A 26,727-nucleotide genomic window follows, 5' to 3' on the forward strand; every position below is an offset into this window, starting at 1 on the left:
GGCGTTCGGCTATCCCGCCAATGAAAACAGCCTGGGCCGTGACCGAGGCGTTTAAGCGGGCCTGCGCGGGGCGGAAGATAAGCTATTCCCCCCACTCGGCGCGCCACACGCTGGTCAATCTCGGCGATCAGCTCTGCCGTACCGCCGAGGAGCGCAAGGCATGGTCCCTGAATTTCGGTCACGCCACCGAAGCCGTCACGTGGGAGCATTACGGAAAAGTTGATGGCGAACGGAAAGGCGAGATATTTGAAAGCTTTGACGCAGAGGCCCCGGCGACCTCGGGCGAAGTGGAGCTGATGCTGCGCTACCATGAGCATGAGCTGGTCCGCGGTACGCCCGAGTTCGAGCAAGCCGAGCGGCTGGTTGATGAGCGCAGGCGGTCCCGGCGACGGCGCACCGCCTGAAAGGGGCCGCCAGGACACCCCCATGTTACGTTCATTGGCTTATAAACGCGCTCTCCGTGGGCCGGTCATCAGGATCGACGAAGGTAGAGAGGTAGTTCAGGCTGGTATTGGGAAGGAGCAAGGTGGCGGTAGGCTAGTGGCGCGGCCGCAAAATGACCGCATCATCTTTGCTTGGCAGGGCTTTGCGGGTCGCTTTGACAAAAAGACAGTCAAGGGTGCCGAAGGTGTGGCGGGCGCGGTGGATCGGGAGCCACCAAGCAAACCTGCCAGCCATCCGCGCCTGCGCGCTCGGCTTGGAATGAGCGCCGCATTGTCGGCCAAAAGCGCAAGCTCGAACCCAAGCATGTATGGGTGCGGGCGATCTTTGCCTTCGCCTTTCTTACAGGGCTAGGCGCTGTGAGCAGAGGCGCCCGTCTTCGCGAAAGGCAGACATGCCTTCATGATTCCCAAGGCTATATTCTGATATTGTCGATATGTCAGAAACTCAAACCGGTTGCGTACCGGCGCGAAATTACACCGCGCCAGCTCTTTAAGCAGACACTGCGGAAAACACTAAGCCTTCCCACGCTTCCATCATCGCCCGACGTTGCTCAAGCTGATCGGCGCGGTGGTAAGCGGCCTCGGTCGCGTTCGCGATGGTATGGGCCAGGGCTCGCTCTGTTAGATCGCGCGGATAACAATTCTCCGAGGCCCAGTCACGGAAGCTGGAGCGAAAGCCGTGCGCTGTGGCTGGGCGGGAGGCATCGTCGCTTGCAAACCGCTGTCAGCTGTAGATCCGAGCTCTCGTGATCACCGGGAGCAATGTCGGTGAAAGGGTTGCGAGCGGTCGAACGGCCTTGACCTGGAAGCGCCCAACAGCTGCCGTTAATGCAGAACGCAGCAGAACCCGGAATTGCCGTCGCCATGCCACTCGTTTGCTGCGATAGCGCGCGGCAGGTCCCAGCACTTCCGCGACTTCATGCTCCACGCAGCATACGACCAAGCTCCGGCACGAAGGGCGGGAAGCTGCCGTTCGCTGCGGCACCTACGAAGGTCTGCTCAGGAGGAGTTCCACACTACAATTCAACGCGGCCTGTTAGGAGTAGCCCTGAGTTTTCGAGTTTCCACAGCCGCAACTCTGGAAGCGTCTTCAAGTATCCCGCCCAAAGGCGCACGGCGAAGAGATTCCCGCGCTTCAGATCCTGCAATCTGGCGAGTTGATCGAATTTCATCTGCGACTGGACCGAGTTCATAGCCATCGTGATCCACCACTGACGAGGTCAGGCAGGCTCTCTCTCCTTTTCTCAGAGTGGCCAGTTCAGACAGCTTCCTCCTCATCGGTGTTGTCGCTGCTCAATTGGCCTCGGCTCTCGCGAGAGGATCATCTGGCTTTGCACCCGGTGCTCACTCCTCGCCAGAAGAGGCCGAAGACCCACGTGCCTTGCTCGGGCTGCGCCCCGTCCAGCTCTTGAAAGCTCGCCAGAAAGAGGTGCCATCGGCGTAGCCCAAAGTCGAGGCGACCGCCTCAACTGAACCCCCCATTTGCGTCAGTAGGATTTCGGCGCGCTCTTGACGATAGGAGCGCAGAAGCTCTTTCAGCGTGGTGCCTTCTTCGGCGAGGCGCCGCTGCAGCGACCGTCGAGAGGTCTGCATGACAGGCGCGATCGTCTCAAGAGTGATGGGCTTCGCTCCCAGATAGAGCGCGATCAGCGCGCGCACCTGTTCCGATGCCGACTGCCCCTCCCCCGCCCTTTCCAGCAGGCTCGCCAGATGCCGGTCGATCAGGTCGAGCATGTCCGGATCCTCTTCCCGGTAGATCCGATGCGCATCCCTGGGATCGATGACCAGCATGTTGGTGGCCTGAGAAAACAGGACCGGCGCATCGAACCAGCGCTCCACCCTGCCGGGGAGATCGGGAGGGGGATGGGAAAAATGCACCTCGAGCGGACGCCAGCGCAGATCGTACCCCTTGCGGATCAGGCTGCACATGCCAGCGAGGGTAAATTCATTGTCCTGCCGGCTCGGGCCGACCTGCGCTGCGGTGATCATGTACCGCAGCATCACGTGCTCACCATCCTCCTCCAGGGTCACCTGCGTTCCGCTCTGCAGGGCCGAGGTGAAGCGGACGAGGCTTTCGAGGCCGCGGTAGATCGTGGCGCATTGCGTCGCGCGCAGCCCCATCGGGCCGAAGCTGCCCGGTCGAACGCTCGCGCCGAGGCGGAGGCCGAGGTTCGGATCGTCCAGCGCGACCGCCGCATCTTCGAAAAAACCAAGGTATGTCTGCAGCGGAACCGGGGCGTAATCGTCCGCGAGGACGCGCGAATCGAGCCCGTGGCGCGAGAGCAGTTTTCGCAGAGCGCCCACATTTCCATCAAACATATCGAAAATGGGCCTAAGAATTATGGCCCTGACAGACAGCAAATGCGGCAGTGGTCCGACCTCGGCCGTCATTTTGCGCGCCTTCCCGTTCTCAGATGCCACTTGGCGCAGAGTATCGGATTTATGGCGCGCAGTGCAATGGTCTGAGCTGCCCCCCGCACTCCTAACAAGGGTCGAACCAAGACCAACATGCAACAGGGATGCACCTCATGACCGACGTGACTGTCACTGGCCGACTTCAGGGCAACTCGATAAGCCTCGCCCATATCGTCTTCTTCGTCGTGGCCGCGGCCGCTCCGATGACCGCGGTCGTCGGCGCGACCCCGCCCGCCTTCGCCTTCGGCAACGGGGCCGGCGTCCCCGGCGCGTTTGTCCTGGCGGGGCTTCTCTACCTTCTGTTCTCGGTGGGCTACACGGCGATGACCCCCTACATCACCGGGGCGGGCGGCTTCTTCAGCTACATCTCCAAGGGCCTCGGCGGGGCGGCCGGGATCGGCGGCGCGCTGATGGCGCTGCTGGCCTATTTCGCCATCCAGATCGGCATCTACGCGCTCTTCGCCATCTTCATGCAGGCCACCCTGGCACCGCTCGGGATCGATCTGCCCTGGTGGGCCTGGGCCCTTTCGGCGCTGGTGGTGATCGTCTTCTTCGGACGCCGGAACATCGCGATCTCGGGCCGCATCCTCGGCGCCTGCATGATCGCCGAGCTGCTGATCCTGTTGCTTCTCGATGTGGCCATCGTGCTGCAGGGTGGCGGTCCCGAGGGCATGAGCCTGTCGGGCTTCCGCCCCTCCGAGGTCTTCGGGCCCGGGCTGGGGGTCAGCATGGTCTTCGTGCTGGGGGCCTATATCGGCTTCGAGGCAACGGCGATCTTTGCCGAGGAAGCCCATCGCCCCGAGCGCACCATCCCGCGTGCGACCTACCTGGCCGTGTTCCTGATCACCGTCTTCTACGCCTTCTCGACCTGGGCGATCTCGCAATATTACGGCCCCTCCTCGGTCCGCGCCTCCGCCGAGGCCGCGCTGGAAGGTTTCTACTTCGACGCAGCGGCCGACCTGCTGGGCCCGTGGTCGGTGCAGGCGATGAACCTTCTGCTGCTGACCAGCCTCTTTGCCTGCCTGCTGTCGTTCCACAACACGCTGAACCGCTATTTCTACACCCTCGCCGGCGAAAGCCTGATCTGGCGCAAGATGGCGCATGTGCATCCCGATCACGGCTCGCCCCACATTGCCGGGCTGGTGCAGGCCGGCCTCGTGGCGCTGATCATCGCGGCCTTCGCGTTCGGAGCCGCCGATCCCTACACGGTCGTGTTCAGTTGGATGGCGGGCCTCGCGGTGCTGGCGATCCTCGGGACGCAGATCCTCGTCTCCGTCTCGGTGATCCGGTTCTTCCGCCGGGAGCGTCACCAACGGTCCGCGCTGGTGGTGCTCGTGGCGCCGGCGCTGGCAACGCTGGGTCTGCTCGGGGCCTTCGCCCTGGTGGGAAGCAACATCTCCCTGCTGACCGGCAGCGAAAGCCCGATCGTCCTGGCCTTCCCGATCCTCGTCATCGCGACCGGCGCCTTCGGCGCAGTGATCGCCCTGACCATCAAGGCACGCAACCCGGCGCTCTATGCCGGACTGGGCCGTGGACTCGACTGAGCTCGCCCTGATCCCCCGAAACGACATCCCATGAAAGGACCGCATTCGATGAATGACCTGAGCAACCTTCCGAAGATCGATTTCATTTACCTGTCGGAAGAAGACATGATCAAAGCCGGCGTCACCGACATGCCCGCCTGCGTCGACTGTATGGAGGAAATGTTCGCGCTGCTGCACCACGGCGACTACCGCATGGCCGGGCCGAACAGCGACAGCCATGGCGCGATGATCACCTTCCCCGAGAACTCTCCGTTCGAGACCATGCCGAAGCCCACGGCCGACCGTCGCTTCATGGCGATGCCGGCCTACCTGGGCGGAAATTTCGGCACCGCAGGCGTCAAGTGGTACGGCTCCAACATCGCGAACCGCGACAAGGATCTGCCACGCTCGATCCTGATGTTCACACTGAACGACGCCGACACCGGCGCGCCCCTCGCCTATATGTCCGCCAACCTGCTGTCGGCCTACCGCACCGGGGCGGTGCCGGGGGTCGGCGCACGCCACTTGGCGCGCAAGGACTCCCGCGTAGTCGGCATCTTCGGTCCCGGCGTCATGGCCCGCACCGCGCTGGCGGCCTTCGTCGCAGCCTGCCCGCAGATCGACACGGTGAAGGTGAAGGGGCGCGGGCAAAAGAGCCTCGACGTCTTCATCGCCTGGGTGAAGGACAAGTATCCGCAGATCACCACCATCGAGATCGTGGAGGACATCGAGGCGGTGGTGCGCGACAGCGACATCGTCACCTACTGCGCCTCCGGCGAGGTCGGAAACCCCGACGACTACCCGCTGGTGAAGCGCGAATGGGTCAAGCCCGGCACCTTCCTGGCGATGCCCGCGCCCTGCAACTTCGACGCCGGCATGGAAGCGCCCGAGATCCGCAAGGTGCTCGACAACACCGGCCTCTACGAAGCCTGGTACGAAGAGGTGCCGAAGCCCGCGCACAACGTGATCCCGCTGGTCGGCGTCAAGTTCATGGACATGATCGCCGCCGGGACCATGGACCCGACGTCTCTCGAAGACCTCGGCGCCATCGTCGCGGGCGACGCGCCCGGTCGCCGGAACGACGAGGAAATCGTTCTGATGTCCGTCGGAGGCATGCCGGTCGAGGACGTGGCCTGGGGCACCGTCGTCTATCGCCGTGCGATCGAGCAAGGCATCGGCGTCAAGCTGAACCTCTGGAACGAACCCGAACTGCGCTGATCGCGCGGCCGAGGCCTCCCATGCTCCCGGCCATGGCCGAGAGCCTTCCATTCTGAAGGACCCTTCCACATGACCAAGATCACCAAGATCAAAACCGGCTCGAAATTCGAGGATCACGCCAGCTACTCCCGCATCGTCGCGGTAGACAAATGGATCTTCGTGTCCAACACCGCAGGGCGGAACCCCGAAACCAAGGAAATCCCCGAGGACGTGACCGAGCAGACAGAGCAGGTCTTCGCCAATATCGAGCGCGCGCTTGCCGCCGTCGACAGCTGTCTCGCCGATGTCGTGGCCAGCCGCGTCTTCATCCAGGACCCGGCAGATACCGAGACGGTCATGACCCGCATCGGCGAGAAGTTCCGCGGCATCGACCCGACCACCACGGTGACCTGCCCGCCGCTTGGCTCCACCGTCTACAAGGTCGAGCTGGAAGTCACCGCCTATCGCGGAGCTTCGAAGGCCGAGATCACCTACAAGACCGTCGCGATCTAATCGCGGAAAGGAGGACCATCATGGCACCACGTATTGCGCCTGTCGCAACCTCGACAGAAATGCCTTCACGGACCGAGGTCGTCATCATCGGCGGCGGCATCGTCGGCCTGTCCGCGGCGCTGACGCTGGCAGAGCGTGGCGTGCCCGTGGTGGTCCTCGAAAAGGGCCGGATCGCGGCAGAGCAAAGTTCGCGCAACCTTGGCTGGGTGCGCAAGACATCGCGCGCGGCCCCCGACGTGCCACTGGCGCAGGCGGCGGACCGGCTTTGGGCCGGGCTGCCCGAGCGGACCGGGCACGACGTGGGCTACCGGCAAGCGGGCATCATGTTCCTCGCCCGCACAGCGGCTGAACTGGCCGCGCACGAGGCGTGGCTGCAATCGGTTGAAGGCCTCGACCTCGGGGCGCGGATGCTGAGCCCGGCAGAGATCGCGGGACAAGTTCCCGGTGGGCAAGGCAACTGGCTGGGCGGCGTCACCACGCCGTCAGACGGGCGGGCCGAGCCAACGCTTGCCTCAAGCGCAATCGCCGCGGCGGCCATCGCTAAGGGGGCGCATGTCGTTGAGGGCTGCGCGGTGCGCTGCCTGCAGACCAGTGGCGGACGGGTGAGCGGTATCGTCACCGAGCGTGGCGAGATCGCCTGTTCCGAGGTTCTTCTGGCCGGTGGCCTATGGTCGCGGCGTTTTCTGGGAAATCACGGCATCAATCTGCCGACGCTGCCCCTGACCCTGTCGGCCTTCAGGACGGCACCGATGGAGGGGCCGACCGAAGCCGCCGTCGGCGGGCCGGACTTTTCGTTCCGCAAGCATCAGGATGGCGGCTTCATCATCACGCAGCGTGGGGCCCTGTCCTGCCCACTGGTGCTGGACCACTTGCTCATCGGCACCCGCTACATGCATCTGCTGAAAGACCAGCGCGCTCTGCTGCGCATCACGCTGAACGAGCAGACATGCCAGGACCTGAAGCTGGCCCGGCGCTGGAAGGCACATAGCACGAGCCCGTTCGAAAAGATCCGCGTGATGGACCCACCGACCCTCCCCGCGCTGAACGAAGAGGCGCTGACCAACCTCAAGGCCGCCTGGCCCGTCTTTGCCGAGGCGCAAATCGTCGAGGCCTGGGCTGGTACGATGGATATCACACCGGATTCAAAGCCTGTCATCGACCGTGCCGAGAAGATCGCTGGCCTGACCCTTGCCACCGGCTTCTCCGGCCACGGGTTCGGCACGGGACCGGCAGCCGGACAGCTGGCGGCCGACCTCGTGACCGGCGCAATGCCTCTCGTAGATCCCGCACCCTACAGGTTCGATCGGTTCTAGGATCAAACTGTGCCCTTGGCGCAAACTATCGGAGGTTTGGCGTCGACGGCGCTGGTTGATCGATCTTCAGGGACCCATCTCGAAACATGACTTGAAGAAAAGGCAACAATCATGACTAGCCTCCCCAAATCGGAATTCATGGACGTCATGATGGAGCGCGGTTAACTGGCCGACTGCACCGTTGTGCAGGGCCTCGACACTGCGCTGTGCAAGGGGGTGTTAAGAGCCGAAGGGCGCCATGTAGCCCCGCGCGGCTGCGCAAGCGGCGCGCTGGAACGTTGCATATTCGCTTCGTTTCCAAACTACGGTACCCCCGCAGATACCTCTCTGGCGGGCACAGTCGTCTGTTCTTAGCGGATTTCGCCTATAGTGTTCCGTTGTAGACCGCGCTGATCGTGCCCAAGTTTTTCAGCACGTTGAATTTACCACCTGAATCCATTTTGCGCGCAGCCGCCAATCGACCAGACGCCAATGCAACGACATCCGCCAGATCCTTGGCGGATGTCGTCTTCATCGAACGGTCAGCGGACCTCAGTCGTTTTTCGGCATGCTCGGTGCGCCCATCCCATCTGGCGGAGCAGACATCGAGACAGAGCGATCCGCGTCGAAGTCGATCGGGATCGTCACTGCCCCAGAATAGCCGCTCTCGACACCGCCTGTCATGGTCAGGGTCTGCTGCGCAATCTCGTCGTCGGAATTGTCGCCGAAGACATTGTCCGACGGAATGGTGATACGGCCAAGATTGCGGGTGGAGTTCGGATATTCATCCGCATCGTCGCCATAAACGGCAGAGGCTTCGACTTCAGGGACGGCGATCTGGGCGGTCAGCAGCGAGGCCTCGCCGGAGACGGCTTTCTCGGCGCTTTCGAACACCTCGAAGTGGATGTGCGGCCAGCGACCATCGTAACAGCCGGGCACGATGGTGGTGAAGCTCACCTTGCCCTCGTCGTCCGCAACAGCTAGTCCGCGCAGCCAATTCGCATCGGTGTAATCGTACAGAGAATACTTGCCGCCACCATCACAGTGCCAGATGTAGATCGCATATCCCGAAAGCGGCGTGCAGCCATCCACATCCATCAGCGTCAGTTCGAGATCGAGCGGGACACCCTCCACGCTGCCCTCGTAGTCACCAAAAGAGGTGGTGATGTCCCGGCGCAGGATACCTTCCTGCCTGAGCGCATTCACGGTCTGACCTTCCTTGCTGTTGGACCCGTCGGCCGGGTACGGGCCTGCGGTTTCCCAAGGCAGAGAGGTTGTGCAAGCCTCCAGCGCTGCGGCGGGCAGACCGCTTGCGGCGCTTAGGCCGAGACCGCCCATAAGGGCCAGCATCCGGCGGCGTCCAAGCATGCGCGGCAGGTCGTGCGCAAAGCCGAGATCGTGTTCGTGGGTGTGGTCGTCACTGAACGGGCACATGAGGTTTCTCCTGGTCTTGTCCGGCAGCATCGCCGGGCCGATGGTTGGACAACCGCGGGGGCGGATGTCTCTATGCAGTGCTGTTGCGGAGGCAGTACTGAAATATTCTTATCCATTTCAAAGCAGTACTTGCGCTCTGCCTCCGTTCGGGTGTCCCCTTCTGTTCGGGTTGGGGCTTAGGTATCTTTCCGGAAAGATAAATCAATCGGTGAGGACAGAAAATGACCAAAGATCTTCCGATCGCCGGAATGATGCGCCAGCTGCAGGCGCAATGGCCCGAAGCCGCCACGCAACAGATGCGCATTACAGTGCTGTTGCACAGGCTGCAGGAGCTCATGCTCGACAATGCCAGGACGGTGCTAGCGCGTCATGGGCTCGGCTTGAGCGATTACGAAGTTCTGTCCATCCTGCGCAGCCAACCCGCGCCCCATCAGGCCACGCCCGGCGCGCTGTGCGACATGATGATGAGGTCTTCCGGCGGTATGACAAAGCTCCTGAAGGGAATGCAGGCGCGCGGGCTCGTGGAACGCCCGGACGGTGCCGAAGACCGACGGTCCCGCCCGCTGCGGTTAACCGCCAGGGGGCGCAGTCTGGCAGAGACGGCGCTGGTCGAATTGCAGAGCGATCACCAGAACATCTTCGACGATTTGCCCGATGGCATGACGACCGAAATGCTGGCGGACACGCTCACCCACCTAACCCTTGCTGCCGAAGCCCGCCGCCAGGCGCGGCTCATCTCTTGAAACGCCCCTCCGAAATGGGCGCCGCCTGCATCGAATTTGTCTCCCGGATCCCGGACCGTGAGCAAACTTGGACCCATTGCAAGGGACGCAGCATGAGCAGACATTTCCAGACCCCGAGCAGCGAATGTCCGGAAGGTCGGCGTTTCATCTGTTCGTCGTGCCCGCAGGATCGTTCAACATCGGGCTCGAACCGGTCATGCGGCAGCGCGGCGCGCTGGCCGCCTAGGTGAGTGGGATCGCCCGGCAGGGACGGCCCTCTGCGGACTTTCGCCAGACTGGCCATCGCTGCGTCGCAGCTTCCCGAGACCGACCATCGGCGACGATGTGCAGCAATGCCTTCGACCCCGTGGTCGGAAGCGCGGACTTTCCGGTCGTTTAGCGGACGACCAATGCACGAGTAGCACAAGCACGAGGGGCTCTGGTGGGCGTGACTTGAATGGTAGTGACCTTCGAGATGCCGAAAGTGCGGGATTGGCTCGCTCAACGTAAAACTCCATCCAGCATGCGCCTGACTGCGACCGCTGCGCTTGGGTTTTGATCATGCGCCCATATCAAAGTGACGTCGAGATCGTAGATCCTGTTCCTCAGCGTTCGAAAGACCGCGCCGGCTTCCGAACGCGCCATGACCTCGGGAATGATGGCAACCCCAAGTCCCGCAGCAACGAGGCCCACAGTCATCGAGGGATTGCTGACGGTCCGGTAAGATGCCGGCCAATATCCCAAGACGCCCGCTGTCAGAGACAGGCCGGAAATATCATCTGGTCCGGCGAACCCAATGAACGTTTCGCCCCGCAAGTCATCTGGCGAGACCTCCTCTCCCGCAGCGAGGGGGTGATTTTCGGGCAGAACCACGATCGCTGACTGTGCGATCATCTCATGCATCGACAGTCCGTCAGGTAAAGTCAGTGAGGCGACCGTGGCCAGGGCTGCATCGAGATCACCCCTCAGCACTGCGGCAGGGGCTTGTGCCGGATGGATCTCGACCGGTTCAACTAAGAGCTTTGGACTGGCCCTGCGAAACGACTGCATCACCGTTCTAAGGACACCGGATTCAACCGCGCCCGACGATATGCCAAGCCGAAGAGTGCCTGTCATCCCCTCATGTGCTGCGCGTGCAATGGACTGGGCCTGCTCGGCGTGGTGCAGACAGCGGCGGGCCTCCTGCCGAAACAGATCGCCGGCATGGGTGAGCGCGTTCTTGCGCTTTGATCTGGCAAACAGCGCCACCCCCAATTCCTCTTCGAGCTTCTTGATCTGCATCGACAGGGCAGGCTGAACGATGTTCAGCCGTTCGGCTGCCAGCCCGAAATGCAGGGTTTCAGCGAGAACCGTAAAATAGCGTAGCTGGCGAAGCTCCATACATCATTGTCCGTGATCATTTGGTCAGAAATACCTATTATACCTGATTTGTCTTGCGCGATACCCACGGCTTGAAACGATCAAGTACTTAGGAATCGGCATGAAACTGACACGCAGGAACTTCTTTCGAAACGCAGCGATCGGCGGTGCGGCCGCCGCTATCACTGGCGACGTCGCCCTTGCGGACGCACCGCTGGGGCAGATCCCATTTGCGAAGGCCACCGGTCAACTGCCAGGCAAGCCCGAGCTTTATGCGCTGCGTGACGGAGAGGGCGAGCACCACCTGATCGGCGGTCACGTCGCGACGCTGCTCGCGCGTCCCCAGGACACCGGTGGCGATTGTCAGGCCGCAGTTCTGACGGGTTCCATGGAGGCGGGCCTGCCGCTGCATCGCCATGACGATACCGAGGAAGCGCTATATGTCATGGCTGGTCGGCTGGAGCTGCATCTTGACGGCGAGGTCCACCTGCTGACTGCGGGGGACTACGCCTATGTTCCGGCCGGGACCGTCCACGGTTATCGCATGAAGAGCTGGCGTACGCGCGTGCTGACTTGGTCTATCGGATCGGGACTTGGTGGGTTCTACGAGGCGCTCGGCACGCCATTTTTTCGTCCGGTTCAACCCGACGCGCCTGATCTGTCGATTGCACAGGAACGCCTGGATGCAGCCGCAAAGGCCGCAGATGTGACCTGGGAGGGAGACCTGCCCGCGGCGGAGGCCGCCCTTGTAACCGAGCGCGGGGTGCCCGGAGTGCGCCGCCCATACGTGCTCATGGAAGGCGAAGGGGAACGTCTGGTGGCAGCCGATCAGCTTTTCTCTTTCCTGCAAACATCCGCCTCGACGGACGGCGCATTCTTCTCGGTGATGACCGAAGGTCCCGCCGGGCAGCCGATTCCATGGCACTACCACAAGCACCATACCGAGAACTTCTTCTGTCTCGAAGGCCGGATGACGCTGTGGGTCAACGGTCAGGAGCTGACCCTGCACCCTGGTGACTTTTGCCAAGTAACGGCGGGCACCGTCCACAGTTACCGCCTGGACACGCCCTACACCAAGTTCTTTGGCTGGCTTGTCCCGGCGGTCTTTGAGCCCTTCTTCCGCTACATTGGGGACCCGACGGATATCCACGTCTTCCCCGTCGAACCACCTGCATTCCGGTTCGACCGGGTGATGGCGCATATGGAAGAACTGGACCTGAATGTCCTGATGGTTCACGACTGACCGCAAGCATGGTACGGAAGGGCCCGCCCGGGAGGCGAGCCCTTTTCCCTGCTGGGAACGAGCGCAGCCTGCGCGGTGACGATCCTTTTCGGACGCGCGCAAACGGGCCTCGCTTCACGCGCTGTATCGGCCTAGGCAATCATAGCCATATTGGGCTCGGAGACATCACCTACATACGGACGCAAGAAGGCTTCGCTTACCTCGCTGTCGTAATCGACCTGTTTTCTCGGCGCGTGGTCGGATGGTGCATGCGGTCACGCCAGACGACCGACGTCGTGCTCCAGGCCCTGCTCATGGCCACATGGCGAAGGAAGCCGAAGGCTGAGGTGCTGATCTACTCGGATCAGGGCAGCCAGTTCATAAACATGGACTGGGCCGCTTTCCTGAAAGCCCATGACCTCGAGCATTCCATGAGTCGACGCGGCAATTGCCACGACAACGCTGTCGTCGAGAGCTTCTTCAACCTCCTCAAGCGCGAGAGGATCAGGCGCCGCACCTACCGGACCCGCCAAGAAGCGCGCCGCGACGTGTTCGACTACATCGAGATGTTCTACAATCCAAAGCGCAAGCACGCGCGGAACGGAATGCTGTCGCCTGTCGAGTTCGAGCGGCCGCAGAAACTGAGACAAGAAGGCGTCTAAGAAACACCGGGCTATTCAGATCTTGGTCGTGAAGCCGTCACGAGAACGGCCGAAACCCTGTCGCGGAGTCCCCTTTAGCGCCCGCGGCCTGATGGTGGGCACGGATCACAGTACTGTCGATCATCTGAAGCGCATCCGGCACGGCCCCGCTTTGGTTCAGGGCATGCATGATCTCTTCCCATAGCCCCGCCAACGTCCAACGTCGGAACTGGCGATAAACGCTCGACCATTTGCCGAACTCGGCCGGCAGATCTCGCCATGGAGCGCCGGTTCGCGCAATCCAGAATATGCCGTCAAGAACGAGGCGGTGGTTGGTAGGTTTGCGTCCATTCGTGGCGCGAACGGCGAGGATGAAGCCCTCAAAGAACGCCCACTCCTCGTCCGACATCAGGTCTCGTGCCAAGCTCGTCTCCATCGCAGATACCAGCTTGAATCACGTCCAGCGCAGCGGGGGAATCCCTTTTGTCAACACGACCTAGGGGCACCTCACTCGTGGTCGCAGCAGGAGGCGCACAACTTCAACCGCGACGAGCACCTCGGCTATGACGAGCGCTACCAGCGCGCCGAGGAATTCGTCAACGTGGTGAGCGGTCTCTGGGACAGCTGGGACGAGGACGCCTTCCTGCGCAACAAGGAAAGCGGCGTGTTCTATGACGAGGCCGGGCGCCACGTGTTCGCCCACCAGGGGCGGATCTTCAAGGTGCGCGGGCCGCTGACCTCGGCGCGCACGCCGCAGGGCCGGCCGTTGATCTTCCAGGCCGGCGCCTCCGAGACCGGGCGGCAGCTCGGCGCGCGGGTGGCCGACGTGATCTATTCCAACGCGCTGACCGTCGAGGATGCGCGGGCCTATTACGCCGACATGAAGCGCCGCGCTGTGGCCTTCAGGCGCAAGGCCTCGGATCTCGCGATCATGCCGGGGATCACGCTCTACATCGGGCGCACGCAGGAAGAGGCGCAGGCCAAGTTCGACCGGCTGCAGGAGCTGATCGACCCGCTGATCGGGCTGGGCGTGCTGTTCCCGTTCTTCGGTGATCTGACCGGGCAGGATCTTGACGGCCCGGTGCCAGAGCCGCTGCCGAACGCCACGGTGAAGTCGATGGCCGAGAACCTCTACAACTTCGCGAAGAAGAACGACCTGACGCTAAGCCAGCTCTACCAGCACGCGGCCTCGGCCAACGGTCAGCGCTTCATGATCGGCACGCCCGAGGCGATCGCCGACGACATGCAGCTCTGGATCGAGACCGGTGCCGCCGACGGGTTCAACATCTGCCCCGCCGCGATGCCGAGCAGCCTCGACGATTTCACCGAGCTGCTGCTGCCGGTGCTGCGCGCGCGCGGGCTGGTGCGCACGGGTTACGAGGGCACGACCCTGCGCGAGAACCTCGGGGTGGGCAGCGCCGAGTTCGGTGACATCCGCTCGCGCCCCTACGCGGCGCAGCTGGCCGAGGCCTGACGATCCTGCCGCCCGGGTTCCGGCCCGGGCGGTTACCCTTCGAGGGCGCCGGTTCGGCCCGGCATTGTCCCGTTCATACGCCTTGAGTGTAGAAATTGGGACAGCGCCAACGCTTCCACTTCCTGACAAATCTGCACGCTATGCGGGCGCTCCGGCGAGGTGGGCGGCGCGTTTGTCTATTTATTCAGCGCGGTTGAGGGAAATTTTGCGGATTTTCCATAGAACTGTTGCCGGGTTCGGATTCGTAGTTCCAATAATGGTACAGATTTTGAAAATAGAGAGGAACCGTCCCGTGATCTCAAAAATAAACAAGTCGCTGAAGGCTTCCGTCGCCGTCGCCATCACCGCCGGCAGCTTCGCGACCGCCGCTGCGGCCGAGGACTTCCGCATGCTCGCGAGCTGGGACAGCTCCTATCCCATCTTGCCCAAGGTCGCCGATGTCTTCGCCGAGATGGTCTCCGAGGCCTCGGGCGGTGAGAGCACCATCGCGATGACCGGCCCCGAGGCGGTGCCGCCGTTCGAGCAGCTGCAGCCGGTGGCCGCGGGCGTCTTCGACATGCTCTTCACCTCGGGCGCCTACCACTCGAACGAGATCGCCGTGGGCATGGTGACCGACGCGATCCAGGCCGATCCGGCGGCACGCCGCAGCTCGGGCGCATGGGACGCGGTCGACGCGGCCTACCAGGAGATTGGCCTCAAGCTCATCGCCCTGCCGACCCTGCCCAACGGCTACAACGTCTTCCTGCGTGACCCGATCGGCGAAAGCTGCGATTTCGCGGGCCTCAAGATCCGCGGCAGCGCGACCTATACCTCGCTGATCCAGTCGCTGGGCGGCCAGCCGGTGGTGCTGCCCCCGGCCGAGATCTATTCGGCGCTGGAAAAGGGCGTGGTGGACGGCGCGGCGTGGCCGGTGATCGGCGCGCTTGACTACGGCTGGTACGAGGTGGCGAAGTACTTCCTCCGCCCCGCCTTCGGCACCGCGACCTACATGATCCTGATGAACCTCGACACCTGGAACGGCCTTGACGAGGCCGAGCAGGCGCTGCTGCTTGAGCAGGGCGAGGCGCTCGAGGTGAGCTCCATCGACACGCTCGCCGACGTCGCCGCGGCCGAGCAGACGGCGCTCGAGGAGAAAGGCATGGAGGCCACCGAGATGTGCGGCGACGCGGCCGCGACCATGGAGCACGACTGGGCCGAGGGCGTCTGGGCGCTTGGCATAGAGAAGGGCGGCGCCACGGTCGAGGCCCTGAAGGCCAAGGTCGAGGAAGCGGGCATCAACTTCTGAACCGGATCCTCCGAAGGACCCATCGCCGCTTCCGGAGCTCTCCGGGGGCGGCCTTTCCCGCTTATGCGCGCCAATGACACGACCAACGACCCCGCAAAGGAGGCGCCCCAAGATGACGACTGAACCCCGAACGCCCGGACCCTCGGGGCCATGGCGCGCATTGGACCTGGTGGTCGGGCTGGGCGCCTGGGCCGGGGCGCTCTGCGTGGTGGGGATCCTTGCCAGCTACTCGATCGAGGTGTTCATGCGCTACCTGCTGAACGCCCCGACCGCCTGGGCAAGCGACTTCGTGAAATACTTCCTCTGCGGCGCCGTCTTCCTGGCCATGCCGCTGCTGACGCGCGAGAGCGCGCATGTCTCGGTCACCGTGTTCAAGGGCAAGCTGCCCGTGGGGATCGAGACCATGGCGGTGCGGCTCGGGTTGCTGATCTCGGCCGTGGTCTGCCTGCTGGTGGGCTGGCTGGCGCTGCAGCAGACGCTCTACAACTACGGGCGCGGCATCGACACCATGTCGCTGATCGCCATCCCCAAGTGGATCGTCGCGGCGCCCATCGCCTACGGCTTCCTGATGTCGGGGCTGGTGCTGCTGGCACAGTTCGTGCGGGCTGACCACAGGGTCGCGGAGGTGGCGCAATGATCACCGGGATCACCGCCGTCTTCGCGCTGACCGGCGCGCTGCTGCTGCTCTTCGGCACCGGGCTGCCGATCTTCGTCACCTTCCTGATCGTCAACGTCGGCGGCACCTTCCTGCTGCTCGGCGCCAACGGCTTCAAGCTGCTGGCAAACTCGATCTACGACACCGCCACCACCGGCTCGCTCACCGCGATCCCGCTGTTCATCCTGCTGGGAGAACTGCTGTTCCGGGGCCGGGCGTTGACCGTCATGTTCCGCTCCATCGAGGTGCTGGTGGGCCGGGTGCGCGGCCGCCAGTTCGTGCTGGCGGTGGTGCTCTCGACCGTCTTCGGCGCGCTCTCGGGCGCGGCCATGGGGGTGGCGGCGATGCTGGGCAAGACCCTGTTGCCGGGCATCAAGGAGCGCGGTGGTTCGTCGACGCTGGCCATGGGCGCCATCGTTTCGGGCGCGTCGCTGGCGCCGATCATCCCGCCGTCGCTGCTGGCGATCATTGTGGGCACGCTGGCGGGCGTTTCGATCGGCGACATGCTGGTGGGGGGCATCGTGCCGGGGCTGATGCTGGCGGTGCTCTTCGTCTCCTACATCCTGATCCGCATCCGGCTCGACCCGTCGCTCGACACCGACGCCGAGGACGTGCCGCCCGAGCGCGGCCCCGGCGACGTGCTGAAGGCGCTGCTCTCGCTCGCGCCCTTCACCATCATCGTGGGCTCGATCATGGGCTTTATCATGGCGGGCATCGCCACGCCCTCCGAGGCGGCGGCGACCGGCGTGCTGGGCGCGCTGGTGACGACGATGATCTACGAGCAGCTGAGCTTCTCGGTGCTGAAGGAGTCGGTTCTTTCGGCTACCAAGGTCTCGGCGATGATTCTGCTGATCATGGCCTCCTCGAAGATGTTCAGCCAGCTGCTCGCGATGAGCGGCGGGATCTCGGCAATGACCTCGATGATCAGCGCCATGGACCTGCCGGGCTGGGCGATGCTGCTGGTGCTGATGGCCTTCCCCTTCATCATGTGCATGTTCATCGACCAGACCGCGCTGATGCTGATCGTGGTGCCGATCTATTCGCCCATCGTGGCGCATTACGGCTTCGATCCGCTGTGGTTCTGGCTGATCTTCCTCGTGAACATCACCGTCGGGGGCATCACGCCGCCCTTCGGCTACGTGCTCTTTGCGTTGCAGGGCTCGGCCCCGAACGAGCCGATGACCGCGATCTTCCGCTCGGCATGGCCCTTCGTATGGATCTTCATCCTCGGCATGGTGATCATGGCGGCCTTCCCGCCGCTGGTGACCTTCCTCCCGTCGCTGACCCGCTGAGGGTCGGCAGCGGGCATCCACGTCCCTGAAACGAAAAACGGCGCCTGGCGGGCGCCGTTTGCGTTTGTCGTGGGGGCGGCTCAGCGCGGCAGGGCGGGCGCCGAGGGTGCCGCGAGCCCCGCCATGTGGTCGAGCGCCGCGGCGCTGTCGATCACCGCGCCGTAGCGCATGGCGATGTCGAAGAGCGCCACCGCGTGGCTCGACTGGGCGCGGTCGAAGCAACCGTTCTCGATGGCGGCGACCTTGAAGCCATGGCTGTAGGCATCGACCGCGCTGGCCCGCACGCAACCCGAGGTGGTGGTCCCGGTCAGCAGCACGCTATCGCAACCAAGGCGGCGCAGGTGGGTGGCGGTGGGGGCCGAGAAGAAGGCCGAGGGTTTGCGCTTGTAGACCAGAAGGTCGCGCGCTTCGGGCGTCAGCGCCGAGACGATCTCGTTGGCGTCGCGGTCCTGCGACGTCGCGGGCACCTGCTCGCCGGTGCGCGAGTTCTTCCACGACCAGCTGCCCACGTCCCAGGCGTCGCCGCGGGCGCGGCCGGTGGTGTAGAGTACCGGGATCTCGCGGGCGCGGGCGGCGGTGCAGAGCTCGGCGATGCGGTCGACCGCATCCCAGCTCTCGGCCCCGCAGGAGTTCGGCCAGCGCTGGATGCTGTCGAGGATGTCCTCGCCGGGCTGGTCCCCGGCAAAGCCCCAGGACACGTCGATGACCAGAAGCGCGGGGCGCTGGCCAAGGCCCTCGGGCCCGGTGAGCCCGGTCGTGGCAAGGCGGTCGCGGTCGGCGGTGGACAGGTAGTCGTCCCAGATCATCGGGGGGTCTTCCCGCAGGCGGGCATGAGGTCGAGCCGCTTGTCGGCGCAGCCTTTCGGCAGGGCGAACATGTCGCTCGGCAGGGTGGCGACCCAGCCGGCGAGCTCGGCCGTGCTCAGCGGGTCGGCGTATTTCGCGTGCAGGTCGCAGAGCGCCATGGCGTGGCTGGCATCCCATGCGTCAAAGCAGGCATCCTCGGCGATGGCGACGCGCAGGTTGAGGCTGAAGGCGTCGATCACCGTGGCGCGCAGGGCCCCGGCAGTGGCGCCGCCCGCGATGACGATGCCGTCGGCGCCGAGCAGGTTCAGCAGGCTCATGAGGTCGCTGTCGAAGAAAGCCGATGGTGCCTGACGGCGGATCACGATGTCGGTGGGCGCGGGCAGCAGCGCCTCGGCGAACGAGGTCTCGGCCAGCGGATCGGCGCCCGCCGCGCGGCCGTCCTCCTGCGGGCGGTCCCATGCGTCGGGGCGGGTGGCGCCGGTGGCGTGGATCACCGGCAGGCCCTGTGCGCGGGCCGCCGTCACCAGAGGCTGCACCGCGTCGAGCGCCGCCTGAGCCGAGGGGATGGCGGCGAGGTTGCCGGTGTTGAAGCCCACGAGCAGCAGCGCGGGACGGGCGGGCAGGCTGCCGCGCACACCGTAGCCCGCGGCTGCAAAGACCTTGCGGTCGCGCTCGGTGATGAAGTCGTCCCAGATCTTGCCGGTCATTCGGAGCCTGCGGGGAAGAGGGTTGCGTAATGCTCGGCGACGCCGCCCGGCGTGGTGATCCAGATGTCGTCGCTGTGGTCCATGATATGCGCCAGCGCCCGGCGCAGGGCGCGCAGGCGGTAGGGGTGGCCGATCACGAAGGGGTGGAGCACGATGGTGTAGCAGAGCGGATACTTGGCGCTTTGCAGCAGCATCTCGTCGAACTGGTCGATCATCATGCGCTCGAAGCTCGCCGGGCCCTCCTGGCGGAAGGCCATGACCGGGCTGTCGTTGACCTCGATGGAATAGGGCACCGAGAGGATCGGCCGGGTGCGGGTGCGCATCCAGAACGGCTGGTCGTCCGCCGGCCAGTCGAGCACGTAGGAGAAGCCCACCTCGCGCAGCAGGTCGAGCGTGATGTCGGTCTGCGCCAGGTACGGCCCGAGCCAGCCCGCGGGGGCCTTGCCGGTGTAGGATTTGATCGCGTCGTAGGCTTCGCGGATCAGCGCCTCTTCCTCGGCAGGGGGCAAAACATCCTGCCGTTCGGCATTGCTGCGGCCATGGCCGATGAACTCGTCGCCGCGGGCGATCATGCGGTCGGCGATGGCCGGGCAGTGATCGAAGAGCAGCGAGTTGAAGTTGTGCGAGGCGGGCAGGCCCATTTCGTCGAGCAGGTCGAAGAGGTACCACTGGCCGACGCGGTTGCCGTAGTCGCGCCACGCGTAGTTGCGGGAGGTCTGCGGCGCGCCGACCTGGGCGCTGTCGCTGCCGAGCCCGTCGCGGAAGCTGAATACCTCGATGTTGTTGCAGATCGCCACCGACAGCCGCTTGCCCTCGGGCCAGGTGAAATCCGGGCGCTCGGGTAGGGGGCTGTAGTCATAGCGGTCGTGTGTCTTGAGGGTGATCAGGCTCATACGGCGGCCTCCTTCACGCGGGCGCGGATGGCGGGTGCGGCGGCCAGCGCGGCGCTGACGATATTGCGGTAGCCGGTGCAGCGGCAGAGGTTCGACGAGAGCACCTCGGTGAGGTCCTCGTCGCTCATGTCGGGGTCCTTCTCGAGCGCGCCGGTGATCAGCATGAGGAAGCCCGGGGTGCAGAAACCGCATTGCAGCGCGTGGTTGTCGATGAAGGCCTGCTGCAGCTCGGACAGCCCGCCCTCGGGTGCGAGCCCCTCGACGGTGCGCACCTCGGCGCCCTCGGTCTGCACGGCGAACATCAGGCACGAGCGCACCGGGACGCCGTTGACCATGACGGTGCAGGCGCCGCAGACGCCGTGCTCGCAGCCGACGTGGGTGCCGGTCAGGCGGCAATCCTCGCGCAGGGCATCTGCAAGGGTCTTGCGCGGCACGCAGGAGATCGTGCGCTCGGTACCGTTCACGGTCAGGGTGATGTCGGTCTTGTCTGACATATCGGGGTCCTCAGGCGGTTTCGGCCGGCGCGGGCACGCGGCTGCGGGCGGCCTCGAGCGCGCGGGTGATCACGGTGCCGGTCAGGTCGCGGCGGTACCCGGCAGAGGTCGTGGCGTCCTCCATCGGGTCGACGGCCTGCATCGCGGCGGAGGCGGCGGCACCGATGCTGGCCGCGTCGATAGGCTGGCCAACGAGCGCGTCCTCGGCCTCGGGGATGCGGCGGGGATGGTCCTCGATGCCGCCGAGGCCGACGCGGGCGGCGGTGACGGTGTCGCCATCCATCTCGAGCACGCAGAGCGCCATGCCGAGCGCGAAGTCGCCGGCGCGGCGGTTGAACTCGTAGAAGCCCCAGAGTGTGCCCTCGGGCAGCAGCGGCAGGTGCACCTCGGTCAGGATCTCGTCGGGCTCGCGGGTGGTGCTCATTGGCCCGTCGCTCCAGTCGGGCGCGGCGACCTCGCGCGGGCCGACCGCCGAGAGCAGGTGGATGGTGCCGTCCAGCGTCACCGTCACTAGGCACCATTCCGACGAGGGGTCGGCGTGGCTGAGCGAGCCGCCGAAGGTGCCGCGTTGGCGGATCGGGTAGTGGGCGATGTGCTCGGCCACCCCGTGCAGAAGCGCGCCGAGCGGCGCGGGCGCGGCATCGGCGTCATGGAAGGTGGCGTGGCGGGTGAGGGTCGGGATGACGAAGCTCTCGCCCTCGACCCGCGGCGTGCCGAGCCCGTCCAGCGCGTTCAGGTCGATGAGCTCGGTCGCGTAGGCGACCCGGAGCGCCATCATGGGAACGAGGCTCTGGCCGCCGGCGATGACCAGCGCGCCCTCGTCGGCGCCGTCGCGCAGGCGCTGCGCGGCATCCTCGAGGCTCGTCGGTCGGTAATAGGTGAACGGCGCGGGTTTCATCACTGCGCTCCTTCTTGATGGGTTGTGTCGCCGGGAAGGCGGGCGGTCCAGTGGTCCCAGCCGCGCCGGACCGCCGCGGGGGCGGGGGTTCCGGCAAGGGCGATCTCGCCCTCGGAGAGCGGGGTCACCGGGCCAAGGGTCAGGGCCGCGGTCAGTGTCTCGGCCTCGCGGCAGGCGTGGATGCAGCGGAACACCACGTCCTCGGGCCCCGTGCCTGTCACCAGCACGCCGTGGCCGCGCATCAGCACGATGCGGCCCGGGGTGAGGGCGGCGGCGAGGTCGGTCGCCTGCGCCATGCTGGTCACCAGCATGTTGGTGTCGCCGAAGGTCTTGCGGCTGTCCCAGAGCGGCACCTCCGCACCCATCCACGCACCGGTCTGGCTGAGCCCCACCAGCGGGCGGCCACCCATGCAAAAGGGCATGAGCGCTGCCGCGTGGTGGTGGACGCTGGCCTGTGCAGAGGCATCGGCGCGGAACACCGCGGCGTGGATGAAGCGCTCGGAGAAGAGCGCGGCATCGGTGGGCTCGAGCGGCGCGCCGTCGAGGTCGAAGGGCAGGAGGTCGCCGGCGGTCAGCCGTGCGGGCGCCCCGGCGCGGGCGAGCCAGAACACGCCCGGGTCCGAGGGATCGCGCAGAGCGACATGGCCGAAGACATCCATGACGCCCTCGTGCACGAGGATGCGCGTGGCGGTGACAAGCTGCTCGAGCAGCGCCTGCGGACGGGGGATGGTCATGTCGTCTCTCCTTTCGCGGCCTTCGCCGCGCGGATGGCGGCGTGCAGGGCCTGCGGCGTCAGCGGGGCCTCGGCGATCTCGACGCCGAGATCCTCGAGCGCGTGTTCCACCGCCGAGGCGATGGCGGCGGCGGTGGGGATCACGCCGCTTTCGCCCACGCCCTTCACGCCGAGCGCGTTCTGCGGGCTGAGGCTTTCGCTGTGGGCGATCTCGACCACCGGCATCTCGGCGCTGCTGACCAGAAGGTAATCGGCAAGACTGCCGGTCAGGGGCTGGGCCTCGTCGTCGAAGCTCATCTTCTCATAGAGCGCATTGCCGAGCCCGTGGGCAAGGCCGCCCATGATCTGGCCGTCGACCATCTGCGGGTTGACCATGCGGCCGCAGTCATGGGCGAGGAAGAGCTTCGCCACCCGCACCGCGCCGGTGGCCTCGTCGACCTCGACCTCGGCGGCGAGCGCGCCGTTGGCGAAGGCCATGCCCTCGACCAGCACGCGTTCGGTGGCCTGCAGGCCGGGGGACTCGATGCCGGGCAGCCGGTAGCCGGGCAGGCCCTCGGAGGCGGTGGCGATTTCGGCAAGCGACAGCCTCTGGCCGCTGTTGCTGCCCTTCACGATCACCCGGTCGGCCTCGATGTCGAGCGCGTTCTCGGGCAGGCCGAGCAGGTATGACGCGACCTGAAGCACCTTGCCGCGCACGACCCGTGCCGCGGCATCGGCAGAGGCGCCGGCAACCACGGTCTGGCGGCTGTTGAAGCCGCCGAAGCCGTAGGGCTCGCGCGTGTCGGCCAGCGTGAGGTCGATGGTCGCGGGATCGCGCCCGAGGTGGTCGGCTACGATCTGGGCCAGCGCCGTGCCGACGCCCTGTCCCATGGCGGCGGCGCCGGTGTTGACCTTGACGCGGCCGTCGCGGGCGACGCGCACGCTCACCGTTTCATACGGTCCGCGGCCGGTGCCCTCGACGTAGTTTGCCAGACCGATCCCAAGCCGCTTGCCGCGGTTACGGGCCTCGGCGCGGCGGGTCTCGAAGCCGTCCCAGCCGATGCCCTCGAGAGCCTTGCGCTGGGTCTCGCCGTAGTCGCCGCTGTCGAGCACGACGGGCTCGCCCGAGCGCAGCTTGAGCGGGCGCAGGCAGGGCATCCGGTCCGGCGTCACGAGGTTGCGGCGGCGGATCTCGGCGCGGTCGAGCTTGCAGGCTCGGGCGCCGGCGTCGAGCAGGCGCTCCATCACGTAGGTCGCCTGCGGCTGGCCGGCACCGCGCACCGGGGTGACCGGGGTCTTGTTGGTGACGGTGACCACGATGTTCAGGTCATAGGCGGGCACGTCGTACATCAGCGGCAGCATCATGCCGGAGGCATAGGGCACGTTGAGCCCGCGCGCGGTCCACGCGCCGTGGTCATGCAGCAGCGTGCCGCGCAGGCCGAGGATGCGGCCACCCTCATCGAAGGCCATCTCGACAGTCCAGAGCTGCTCGCGTTCCTGGCAGGCCGCGAGGAAATGCTCGCGCCGGTCTTCGACCCAGCGCACCGGGCGCCCGAGCGCCTGCGCGGCGGCGGCGACGGCGATTTCCTCGGAGTAGGTGACGAGCTTGGGGCCGAAGCCGCCGCCGAGGTCGGGGGCGGTGACGTCGACATCGCCCTCGTCGCGGGCGAGCAGCGTGCAGATGTGGCGCTTGAGCGCGTGCGGGGTCTGGGTCGAGGACCAGACCGAGAGCCTGCCGGTCATCGAGTCGGGCGCCGCCAGCACGCCGCGCCCCTCCATGGAATGCGCGCCGCCCCGGTCGATACGGAACCGGCGCGAGACCACATGCGCGGCGCCGTCGAAGGCGGCGGCTATGTCGCCGTAGTCGAAGCCGAAGCTGGCAAGCCGGTTGTGCGGCAGGTGGGCGTGGGCCCTGGGCGCGTCGTCCCGCGCGGCGCTTTCGAGGTCGGCCACCGGGTCGAGCGGGTCGAGATCGAGGTCGATGGCCTCGGCGGCGTCCTCGGCCTCGGCGCGGGTCGCGGCCACGACCATGGCGAGCGCCTCGCCCACGTAGACGGCCTCGGCCTCGGGCAGGATCGGACGGTCGAGCGAGAAGGCAATGGAGGAAGACGGCAGGCCGGTCGCCAGCCTCTGTCCGCCGGGGAGCAGGGCGGCGAGCTCCTTCGCGGTGTAGACGGCGACGACCCCGGGCATCGCGCGGATGTCGTCGAGATCGGCCCCGCCGATGGTCGCATGGGCATAGGGGCAGCGCAGGAAGGCGGCGTGCAGGCCGCCGGGGCTTGCGATGTCGTCGAGATAGCGCCCCTTGCCCGAGACCAGCGCGCGGTCCTCGCGCCGGGGGACCGAGCGGCCGACGAGCGTGCTGTCGTCGGCGGTCATTCCGAACCCTCCGCCCGCGCCGCGTCGTATTCGGCGATGCGCGCCTTGAGGTATTGCAGCGTCACCGGCAGGCGGGTGACGAGGCCGGGCCGTTGCAGAGCGTCGTCGATGGCCGAGGCGATGGCGGCACCGGATCCGGTCACGCCGGCCTCGCCCGAGCCCTTGACCCCGAGCGGGTTCAGCGGCGAGGGCGCGTCCTGCAGGATCTGCACCTGGCAATCGGGCATCTCGGCCGAGGTCGGCATCAGGTAGTCGGCGAAGGTGACAGACAGCGGCTGGCCCTGCTCGTCGAAGCGGAACTCCTCCAGCAGCGCGCCGCCGAGCCCTTGCGCAAGACCGCCGACGATTTGCCCCTCGATCATCGCGGGGTTCACGGCACGACCGACGTCGTAGCTGATCCAGTAGCGCTCGAGCCTGGTGCGGCCGGTCTCGCGGTCCACGACGGCCAGCGCGATGTGGGCGCCGTAGGGATAGTTCATGTGCTTGTTGTGGTACCACGCCTCGGCGGCGAGGCCGGGCTCGCGGTCGCCACGCTTCGGGGACACGGGGTCGAGCGCGGCTGCGATCTCGGCCAGCGTGAGGCTGGTGCCGGAGCTGCGGCAGGTGGCGACGCCGCCGTCGATCTCGATGCCCTCGGGGGGGCAGTCGAGCAGGGCGGCGGCCATCTCGCGGGCCTTTTCGCGCACGATCTCGGCGGCGCGGCGGGTGGCCTCGCCGGTCATCACCGTGACGCGGCTGGCGTGGGCCCCCCAGCCGTGCGAGATGCGGTCGGTGTCGCCGTGGATCACCCGACAGGCCTGATAGTCCGCGCCCAGTGTGTCGGCGGCGATCTGGGCGATGGCGGTCTCCATGCCCTGGCCCAGCGAGGCGGCGCCGGTCACGATCTCGATGCTGCCATCGGGCTGCACGGTCAGGCGCACCAGCTCCGAAGGCCCGAGGCCGCTCTTCTCGACGAAATAGGCAAGGCCCACGCCGACGCATTCGCCCTTGGCGCGCCGCTCGGCGGCCTCTCCGCGCAGCGCGTCGAGCCCGCAGAAGGCCTCGGCCTTGCCGAGCAGCCCGACATAATCGCCGCTGTCGAGGATCACGTCCGATTCAAGCGCCGTCATCTGGCGGTCGAAGGGCATCTCTTCGGAGGCGATGAAGTTGCGGCGGCGCAGCTCGAGCGCGTCGATGCCGGTCTTCGCGGCAATTGCGTCGATCAGGCGCTCGCGCACGAAGGTGCTCTCGAAACGCGAGGGCGCGCGGTAGGTGGCGGCGGGGGTCTTGGCGGTCAGCCGGTAGTGGGCGCGGGCGGCATAGGCGGGCACGCGGTAGGGCCCGAGCAGCAGACCGATGGACATATCGGCGACCCGGGCGCCATGGGTGCGCACATAGGCGCCCTGATCGTGGTGCAGGGTCTCGTCGATGGCCAGAAGCCGGCCCTCGGCATCGACCGCGGCGCGGATCAGGTGCTGCTGCTCGCGCGACTGGTTGGCGGCCATCATGTGCTCGCGCCGGTCTTCGATCCACTTCACCGGACGCTCGAGGCGCATGGCGGCGAGACAGACTAGGATGTCCTCGGGGTAGAGCTCGCCCCGGATCCCGAAGCCGCCGCCGACGTGCGGTTCGTGCAGTGCGACCTGGCTCGGCGAGAGGCCGAACATCTCGGCCAGACGGTCACGGTTCCAGTGCGGGCGCTTGGTGGCGCCCCAGAGGTCGAGCCGCTCGCGCCCCTTGTCCCACGCCGCCAGCGCGCCGCGGGTTTCCATCGGAATCCCCGAGTGCCGGCCGATGGCAAGGTCGAGCTCGACCACATGCGCGGCCTCCGCAAAGGCGGCCTCGGTGTCGCCGTAGCCCTTGGTCAGGGTCAGCGGCGCGGTGCTGATGCCGGGGGCGAATTCGCCCGGCTCGGCGCGGGCGTCGAGGATCGGATCCACGTCCTCGTCGATGTCGGCGAAGACCGTCTCGGCTGCGTCCTCGGCGAGGTAGGGATCCTCGGCGAAGACGATGGCCACGGGCTCGCCCACGTAGCGCACCCGGCCCTTGGCAAGGCAGGGCTGGGTGTAGGGCCCGAGCCCCTCGATCTTGGTGGCCCGGAACGGTATGTCGGGCAGGTCGCCTAGGTCTTCGGAGGTCCAGACCGCGACCACCCCTGGCATCCCGAGCGCCTCGGAGATGTCGATGCCGGTGATGCGTCCCGTGGCATGGGCCGAGCGCACGACGCGGGCCCAGAGTTGGTGGGGCAGGTCCATGTCGCCCACGAAGCGCCCGGTGCCGCTGACCAGCGGCCGGTCCTCGAGGCGGGTGACGGCCCGGCCGATATAAGCCGATTTCCTCGGCGGTTTGTTGTGGTCTTGCGGCAGCGGGGGGGGGGGCTGGTCTTGCACGT

General features: G+C 66.0%; 22 protein-coding genes and 3 pseudogenes. 12 read left to right on the forward strand and 13 right to left on the reverse strand.

Annotated features, from left to right (window positions below; translation table 11 throughout):
• Nucleotides 1-404 (forward strand): annotated as a pseudogene (locus AC6RA4_RS02750) (site-specific integrase); the annotation flags it as partial.
• 1,383 nt (nucleotides 405-1,787) lie between these two features.
• Here the strand turns inward: AC6RA4_RS02750 and AC6RA4_RS02755 are convergent.
• Entirely contained in the window at nucleotides 1,788-2,834 is a 1,047-nt protein-coding gene (locus AC6RA4_RS02755; RefSeq protein WP_500157177.1) for an AraC family transcriptional regulator, read from the reverse strand.
• Nucleotides 2,835-2,971: 137 nt separating this feature from the next.
• Between AC6RA4_RS02755 and AC6RA4_RS02760 the strand changes: the two genes are divergently transcribed.
• The 4 genes from AC6RA4_RS02760 (at nucleotide 2,972) to AC6RA4_RS02775 (ending at nucleotide 7,404) form a co-directional block, all read left to right on the forward strand.
• On the forward strand, nucleotides 2,972-4,402 hold the full coding sequence (locus tag AC6RA4_RS02760) for an APC family permease (RefSeq protein WP_500157179.1): 1,431 nt from the start codon (nucleotides 2,972-2,974) through the stop codon (nucleotides 4,400-4,402).
• Nucleotides 4,403-4,450: 48 nt separating this feature from the next.
• Nucleotides 4,451-5,599, forward strand: a complete 1,149-nt coding sequence (locus tag AC6RA4_RS02765) for an ornithine cyclodeaminase family protein (RefSeq protein ID WP_500157181.1) — start codon at nucleotides 4,451-4,453, stop codon at nucleotides 5,597-5,599.
• Between the two features lie 69 nt (nucleotides 5,600-5,668).
• Nucleotides 5,669-6,091: a RidA family protein gene (locus AC6RA4_RS02770; RefSeq protein WP_500157183.1), complete on the forward strand. Its 423-nt coding sequence runs from the start codon at nucleotides 5,669-5,671 to the stop codon at nucleotides 6,089-6,091.
• Between the two features lie 20 nt (nucleotides 6,092-6,111).
• Nucleotides 6,112-7,404: an NAD(P)/FAD-dependent oxidoreductase gene (locus AC6RA4_RS02775; RefSeq protein ID WP_500157185.1), complete on the forward strand. Its 1,293-nt coding sequence runs from the start codon at nucleotides 6,112-6,114 to the stop codon at nucleotides 7,402-7,404.
• A gap of 364 nt (nucleotides 7,405-7,768) precedes the next feature.
• Here AC6RA4_RS02775 and AC6RA4_RS02780 read toward each other — a convergent pair whose 3' ends face one another.
• Both AC6RA4_RS02780 and AC6RA4_RS02785 read right to left on the reverse strand, forming a co-directional pair.
• A complete protein-coding gene (locus AC6RA4_RS02780) occupies nucleotides 7,769-7,918 on the reverse strand; it encodes a hypothetical protein (RefSeq protein WP_500157186.1) in 150 nt (49 codons plus the stop codon).
• A 17-nt stretch (nucleotides 7,919-7,935) separates the two neighbouring features.
• Nucleotides 7,936-8,817: a dioxygenase family protein gene (locus AC6RA4_RS02785; RefSeq protein ID WP_500157188.1), complete on the reverse strand. Its 882-nt coding sequence runs from the start codon at nucleotides 8,815-8,817 to the stop codon at nucleotides 7,936-7,938.
• A gap of 221 nt (nucleotides 8,818-9,038) precedes the next feature.
• On the opposite strand from AC6RA4_RS02785, the gene AC6RA4_RS02790 reads away from it, so the two are divergent.
• Complete coding sequence (locus tag AC6RA4_RS02790; protein ID WP_500157190.1) at nucleotides 9,039-9,560, forward strand: MarR family winged helix-turn-helix transcriptional regulator; 522 nt, start codon at nucleotides 9,039-9,041, stop codon at nucleotides 9,558-9,560.
• A gap of 480 nt (nucleotides 9,561-10,040) precedes the next feature.
• On the opposite strand, the gene AC6RA4_RS02795 is transcribed toward AC6RA4_RS02790, so the two are convergent.
• A complete protein-coding gene (locus AC6RA4_RS02795) occupies nucleotides 10,041-10,919 on the reverse strand; it encodes a LysR substrate-binding domain-containing protein (protein WP_500157192.1) in 879 nt (292 codons plus the stop codon).
• Nucleotides 10,920-11,019: 100 nt separating this feature from the next.
• Between AC6RA4_RS02795 and AC6RA4_RS02800 the strand changes: the two genes are divergently transcribed.
• Together AC6RA4_RS02800 and AC6RA4_RS02805 are read left to right on the forward strand one after the other, a co-directional pair.
• Nucleotides 11,020-12,141, forward strand: coding sequence for a quercetin 2,3-dioxygenase (locus AC6RA4_RS02800; RefSeq protein WP_500157194.1), 1,122 nt, complete (start codon nucleotides 11,020-11,022; stop codon nucleotides 12,139-12,141).
• Between the two features lie 161 nt (nucleotides 12,142-12,302).
• Nucleotides 12,303-12,782: pseudogene (locus AC6RA4_RS02805) on the forward strand (IS3 family transposase); the annotation flags it as partial.
• A gap of 18 nt (nucleotides 12,783-12,800) precedes the next feature.
• On the opposite strand, the pseudogene AC6RA4_RS02810 reads toward AC6RA4_RS02805, so the two are convergent.
• A pseudogene (locus tag AC6RA4_RS02810) lies at nucleotides 12,801-13,197 on the reverse strand (IS5 family transposase); the annotation flags it as partial.
• On the opposite strand from AC6RA4_RS02810, the gene AC6RA4_RS02815 reads away from it, so the two are divergent.
• From AC6RA4_RS02815 to AC6RA4_RS02830, 4 genes are all read left to right on the forward strand, one after another.
• Nucleotides 13,090-14,235: an NtaA/DmoA family FMN-dependent monooxygenase gene (locus tag AC6RA4_RS02815; protein WP_500157195.1), complete on the forward strand. Its 1,146-nt coding sequence runs from the start codon at nucleotides 13,090-13,092 to the stop codon at nucleotides 14,233-14,235. The pseudogene AC6RA4_RS02810 and the gene AC6RA4_RS02815 overlap by 108 nt on opposite strands.
• A gap of 292 nt (nucleotides 14,236-14,527) precedes the next feature.
• Nucleotides 14,528-15,520, forward strand: a complete 993-nt coding sequence (gene dctP / locus AC6RA4_RS02820) for a TRAP transporter substrate-binding protein DctP (protein ID WP_500157197.1) — start codon at nucleotides 14,528-14,530, stop codon at nucleotides 15,518-15,520.
• 112 nt (nucleotides 15,521-15,632) lie between these two features.
• Nucleotides 15,633-16,157, forward strand: a complete 525-nt coding sequence (locus AC6RA4_RS02825; protein WP_500157199.1) for a TRAP transporter small permease — start codon at nucleotides 15,633-15,635, stop codon at nucleotides 16,155-16,157.
• A complete protein-coding gene (locus AC6RA4_RS02830) occupies nucleotides 16,154-17,467 on the forward strand; it encodes a TRAP transporter large permease (protein ID WP_500157201.1) in 1,314 nt (437 codons plus the stop codon). Before AC6RA4_RS02825 ends, AC6RA4_RS02830 begins: the two co-directional genes overlap by 4 nt.
• A gap of 80 nt (nucleotides 17,468-17,547) precedes the next feature.
• Here AC6RA4_RS02830 and AC6RA4_RS02835 read toward each other — a convergent pair whose 3' ends face one another.
• Genes AC6RA4_RS02835 through AC6RA4_RS02870 form a run of 8 tightly spaced genes read right to left on the reverse strand, consistent with a single transcriptional unit; the run spans nucleotide 17,548 to nucleotide 26,725 of the window.
• Nucleotides 17,548-18,273 carry an isochorismatase family protein gene (locus AC6RA4_RS02835; RefSeq protein WP_500157203.1) on the reverse strand — a complete coding sequence of 242 codons (726 nt, stop codon included), beginning with the start codon at nucleotides 18,271-18,273 and terminating at the stop codon, nucleotides 17,548-17,550.
• Complete coding sequence (locus AC6RA4_RS02840) at nucleotides 18,270-18,980, reverse strand: cysteine hydrolase family protein (protein ID WP_500157205.1); 711 nt, start codon at nucleotides 18,978-18,980, stop codon at nucleotides 18,270-18,272. Before AC6RA4_RS02840 ends, AC6RA4_RS02835 begins: the two co-directional genes overlap by 4 nt.
• Nucleotides 18,977-19,873, reverse strand: a complete 897-nt coding sequence (locus AC6RA4_RS02845; protein ID WP_500157207.1) for a polysaccharide deacetylase family protein — start codon at nucleotides 19,871-19,873, stop codon at nucleotides 18,977-18,979. Before AC6RA4_RS02845 ends, AC6RA4_RS02840 begins: the two co-directional genes overlap by 4 nt.
• Complete coding sequence (locus AC6RA4_RS02850; protein WP_500157209.1) at nucleotides 19,870-20,367, reverse strand: (2Fe-2S)-binding protein; 498 nt, start codon at nucleotides 20,365-20,367, stop codon at nucleotides 19,870-19,872. Before AC6RA4_RS02850 ends, AC6RA4_RS02845 begins: the two co-directional genes overlap by 4 nt.
• A 10-nt stretch (nucleotides 20,368-20,377) precedes the next feature.
• Entirely contained in the window at nucleotides 20,378-21,265 is an 888-nt protein-coding gene (locus tag AC6RA4_RS02855) for an FAD binding domain-containing protein (protein WP_500157211.1), read from the reverse strand.
• A complete protein-coding gene (locus AC6RA4_RS02860; RefSeq protein ID WP_500157213.1) occupies nucleotides 21,265-21,999 on the reverse strand; it encodes a class II aldolase/adducin family protein in 735 nt (244 codons plus the stop codon). Before AC6RA4_RS02860 ends, AC6RA4_RS02855 begins: the two co-directional genes overlap by 1 nt.
• Complete coding sequence (locus AC6RA4_RS02865; RefSeq protein WP_500157215.1) at nucleotides 21,996-24,356, reverse strand: xanthine dehydrogenase family protein molybdopterin-binding subunit; 2,361 nt, start codon at nucleotides 24,354-24,356, stop codon at nucleotides 21,996-21,998. Before AC6RA4_RS02865 ends, AC6RA4_RS02860 begins: the two co-directional genes overlap by 4 nt.
• Nucleotides 24,353-26,725: a xanthine dehydrogenase family protein molybdopterin-binding subunit gene (locus tag AC6RA4_RS02870; protein ID WP_500157217.1), complete on the reverse strand. Its 2,373-nt coding sequence runs from the start codon at nucleotides 26,723-26,725 to the stop codon at nucleotides 24,353-24,355. The genes AC6RA4_RS02865 and AC6RA4_RS02870 overlap by 4 nt, the downstream gene beginning before the upstream one ends.
• Between the last annotated feature and the right edge of the window lie 2 nt (nucleotides 26,726-26,727).

The organism is Salipiger sp., assembly GCF_059781815.1.

What these genes read in the sequence shown, in the direction of transcription:
- AC6RA4_RS02835 (WP_500157203.1), bottom strand. Translation starts at nt 18,273, where the DNA reads ATGATCTGGGACGACTACCTGTCCACCGCCGACCGCGACCGCCTTGCC.
- AC6RA4_RS02850 (WP_500157209.1), bottom strand. Translation starts at nt 20,367, where the DNA reads ATGTCAGACAAGACCGACATCACCCTGACCGTGAACGGTACCGAGCGC.
- AC6RA4_RS02855 (WP_500157211.1), bottom strand. Translation starts at nt 21,265, where the DNA reads ATGAAACCCGCGCCGTTCACCTATTACCGACCGACGAGCCTCGAGGAT.
- AC6RA4_RS02800 (WP_500157194.1), top strand. Translation starts at nt 11,020, where the DNA reads ATGAAACTGACACGCAGGAACTTCTTTCGAAACGCAGCGATCGGCGGT.
- AC6RA4_RS02840 (WP_500157205.1), bottom strand. Translation starts at nt 18,980, where the DNA reads ATGACCGGCAAGATCTGGGACGACTTCATCACCGAGCGCGACCGCAAG.
- AC6RA4_RS02775 (WP_500157185.1), top strand. Translation starts at nt 6,112, where the DNA reads ATGGCACCACGTATTGCGCCTGTCGCAACCTCGACAGAAATGCCTTCA.
- AC6RA4_RS02830 (WP_500157201.1), top strand. Translation starts at nt 16,154, where the DNA reads ATGATCACCGGGATCACCGCCGTCTTCGCGCTGACCGGCGCGCTGCTG.
- AC6RA4_RS02785 (WP_500157188.1), bottom strand. Translation starts at nt 8,817, where the DNA reads ATGTGCCCGTTCAGTGACGACCACACCCACGAACACGATCTCGGCTTT.
- AC6RA4_RS02760 (WP_500157179.1), top strand. Translation starts at nt 2,972, where the DNA reads ATGACCGACGTGACTGTCACTGGCCGACTTCAGGGCAACTCGATAAGC.
- AC6RA4_RS02790 (WP_500157190.1), top strand. Translation starts at nt 9,039, where the DNA reads ATGACCAAAGATCTTCCGATCGCCGGAATGATGCGCCAGCTGCAGGCG.
- AC6RA4_RS02755 (WP_500157177.1), bottom strand. Translation starts at nt 2,834, where the DNA reads ATGACGGCCGAGGTCGGACCACTGCCGCATTTGCTGTCTGTCAGGGCC.
- AC6RA4_RS02860 (WP_500157213.1), bottom strand. Translation starts at nt 21,999, where the DNA reads ATGACCATCCCCCGTCCGCAGGCGCTGCTCGAGCAGCTTGTCACCGCC.
- AC6RA4_RS02765 (WP_500157181.1), top strand. Translation starts at nt 4,451, where the DNA reads ATGAATGACCTGAGCAACCTTCCGAAGATCGATTTCATTTACCTGTCG.
- AC6RA4_RS02780 (WP_500157186.1), bottom strand. Translation starts at nt 7,918, where the DNA reads ATGAAGACGACATCCGCCAAGGATCTGGCGGATGTCGTTGCATTGGCG.
- AC6RA4_RS02795 (WP_500157192.1), bottom strand. Translation starts at nt 10,919, where the DNA reads ATGGAGCTTCGCCAGCTACGCTATTTTACGGTTCTCGCTGAAACCCTG.
- AC6RA4_RS02845 (WP_500157207.1), bottom strand. Translation starts at nt 19,873, where the DNA reads ATGAGCCTGATCACCCTCAAGACACACGACCGCTATGACTACAGCCCC.
- AC6RA4_RS02825 (WP_500157199.1), top strand. Translation starts at nt 15,633, where the DNA reads ATGACGACTGAACCCCGAACGCCCGGACCCTCGGGGCCATGGCGCGCA.
- AC6RA4_RS02770 (WP_500157183.1), top strand. Translation starts at nt 5,669, where the DNA reads ATGACCAAGATCACCAAGATCAAAACCGGCTCGAAATTCGAGGATCAC.
- AC6RA4_RS02865 (WP_500157215.1), bottom strand. Translation starts at nt 24,356, where the DNA reads ATGACCGCCGACGACAGCACGCTCGTCGGCCGCTCGGTCCCCCGGCGC.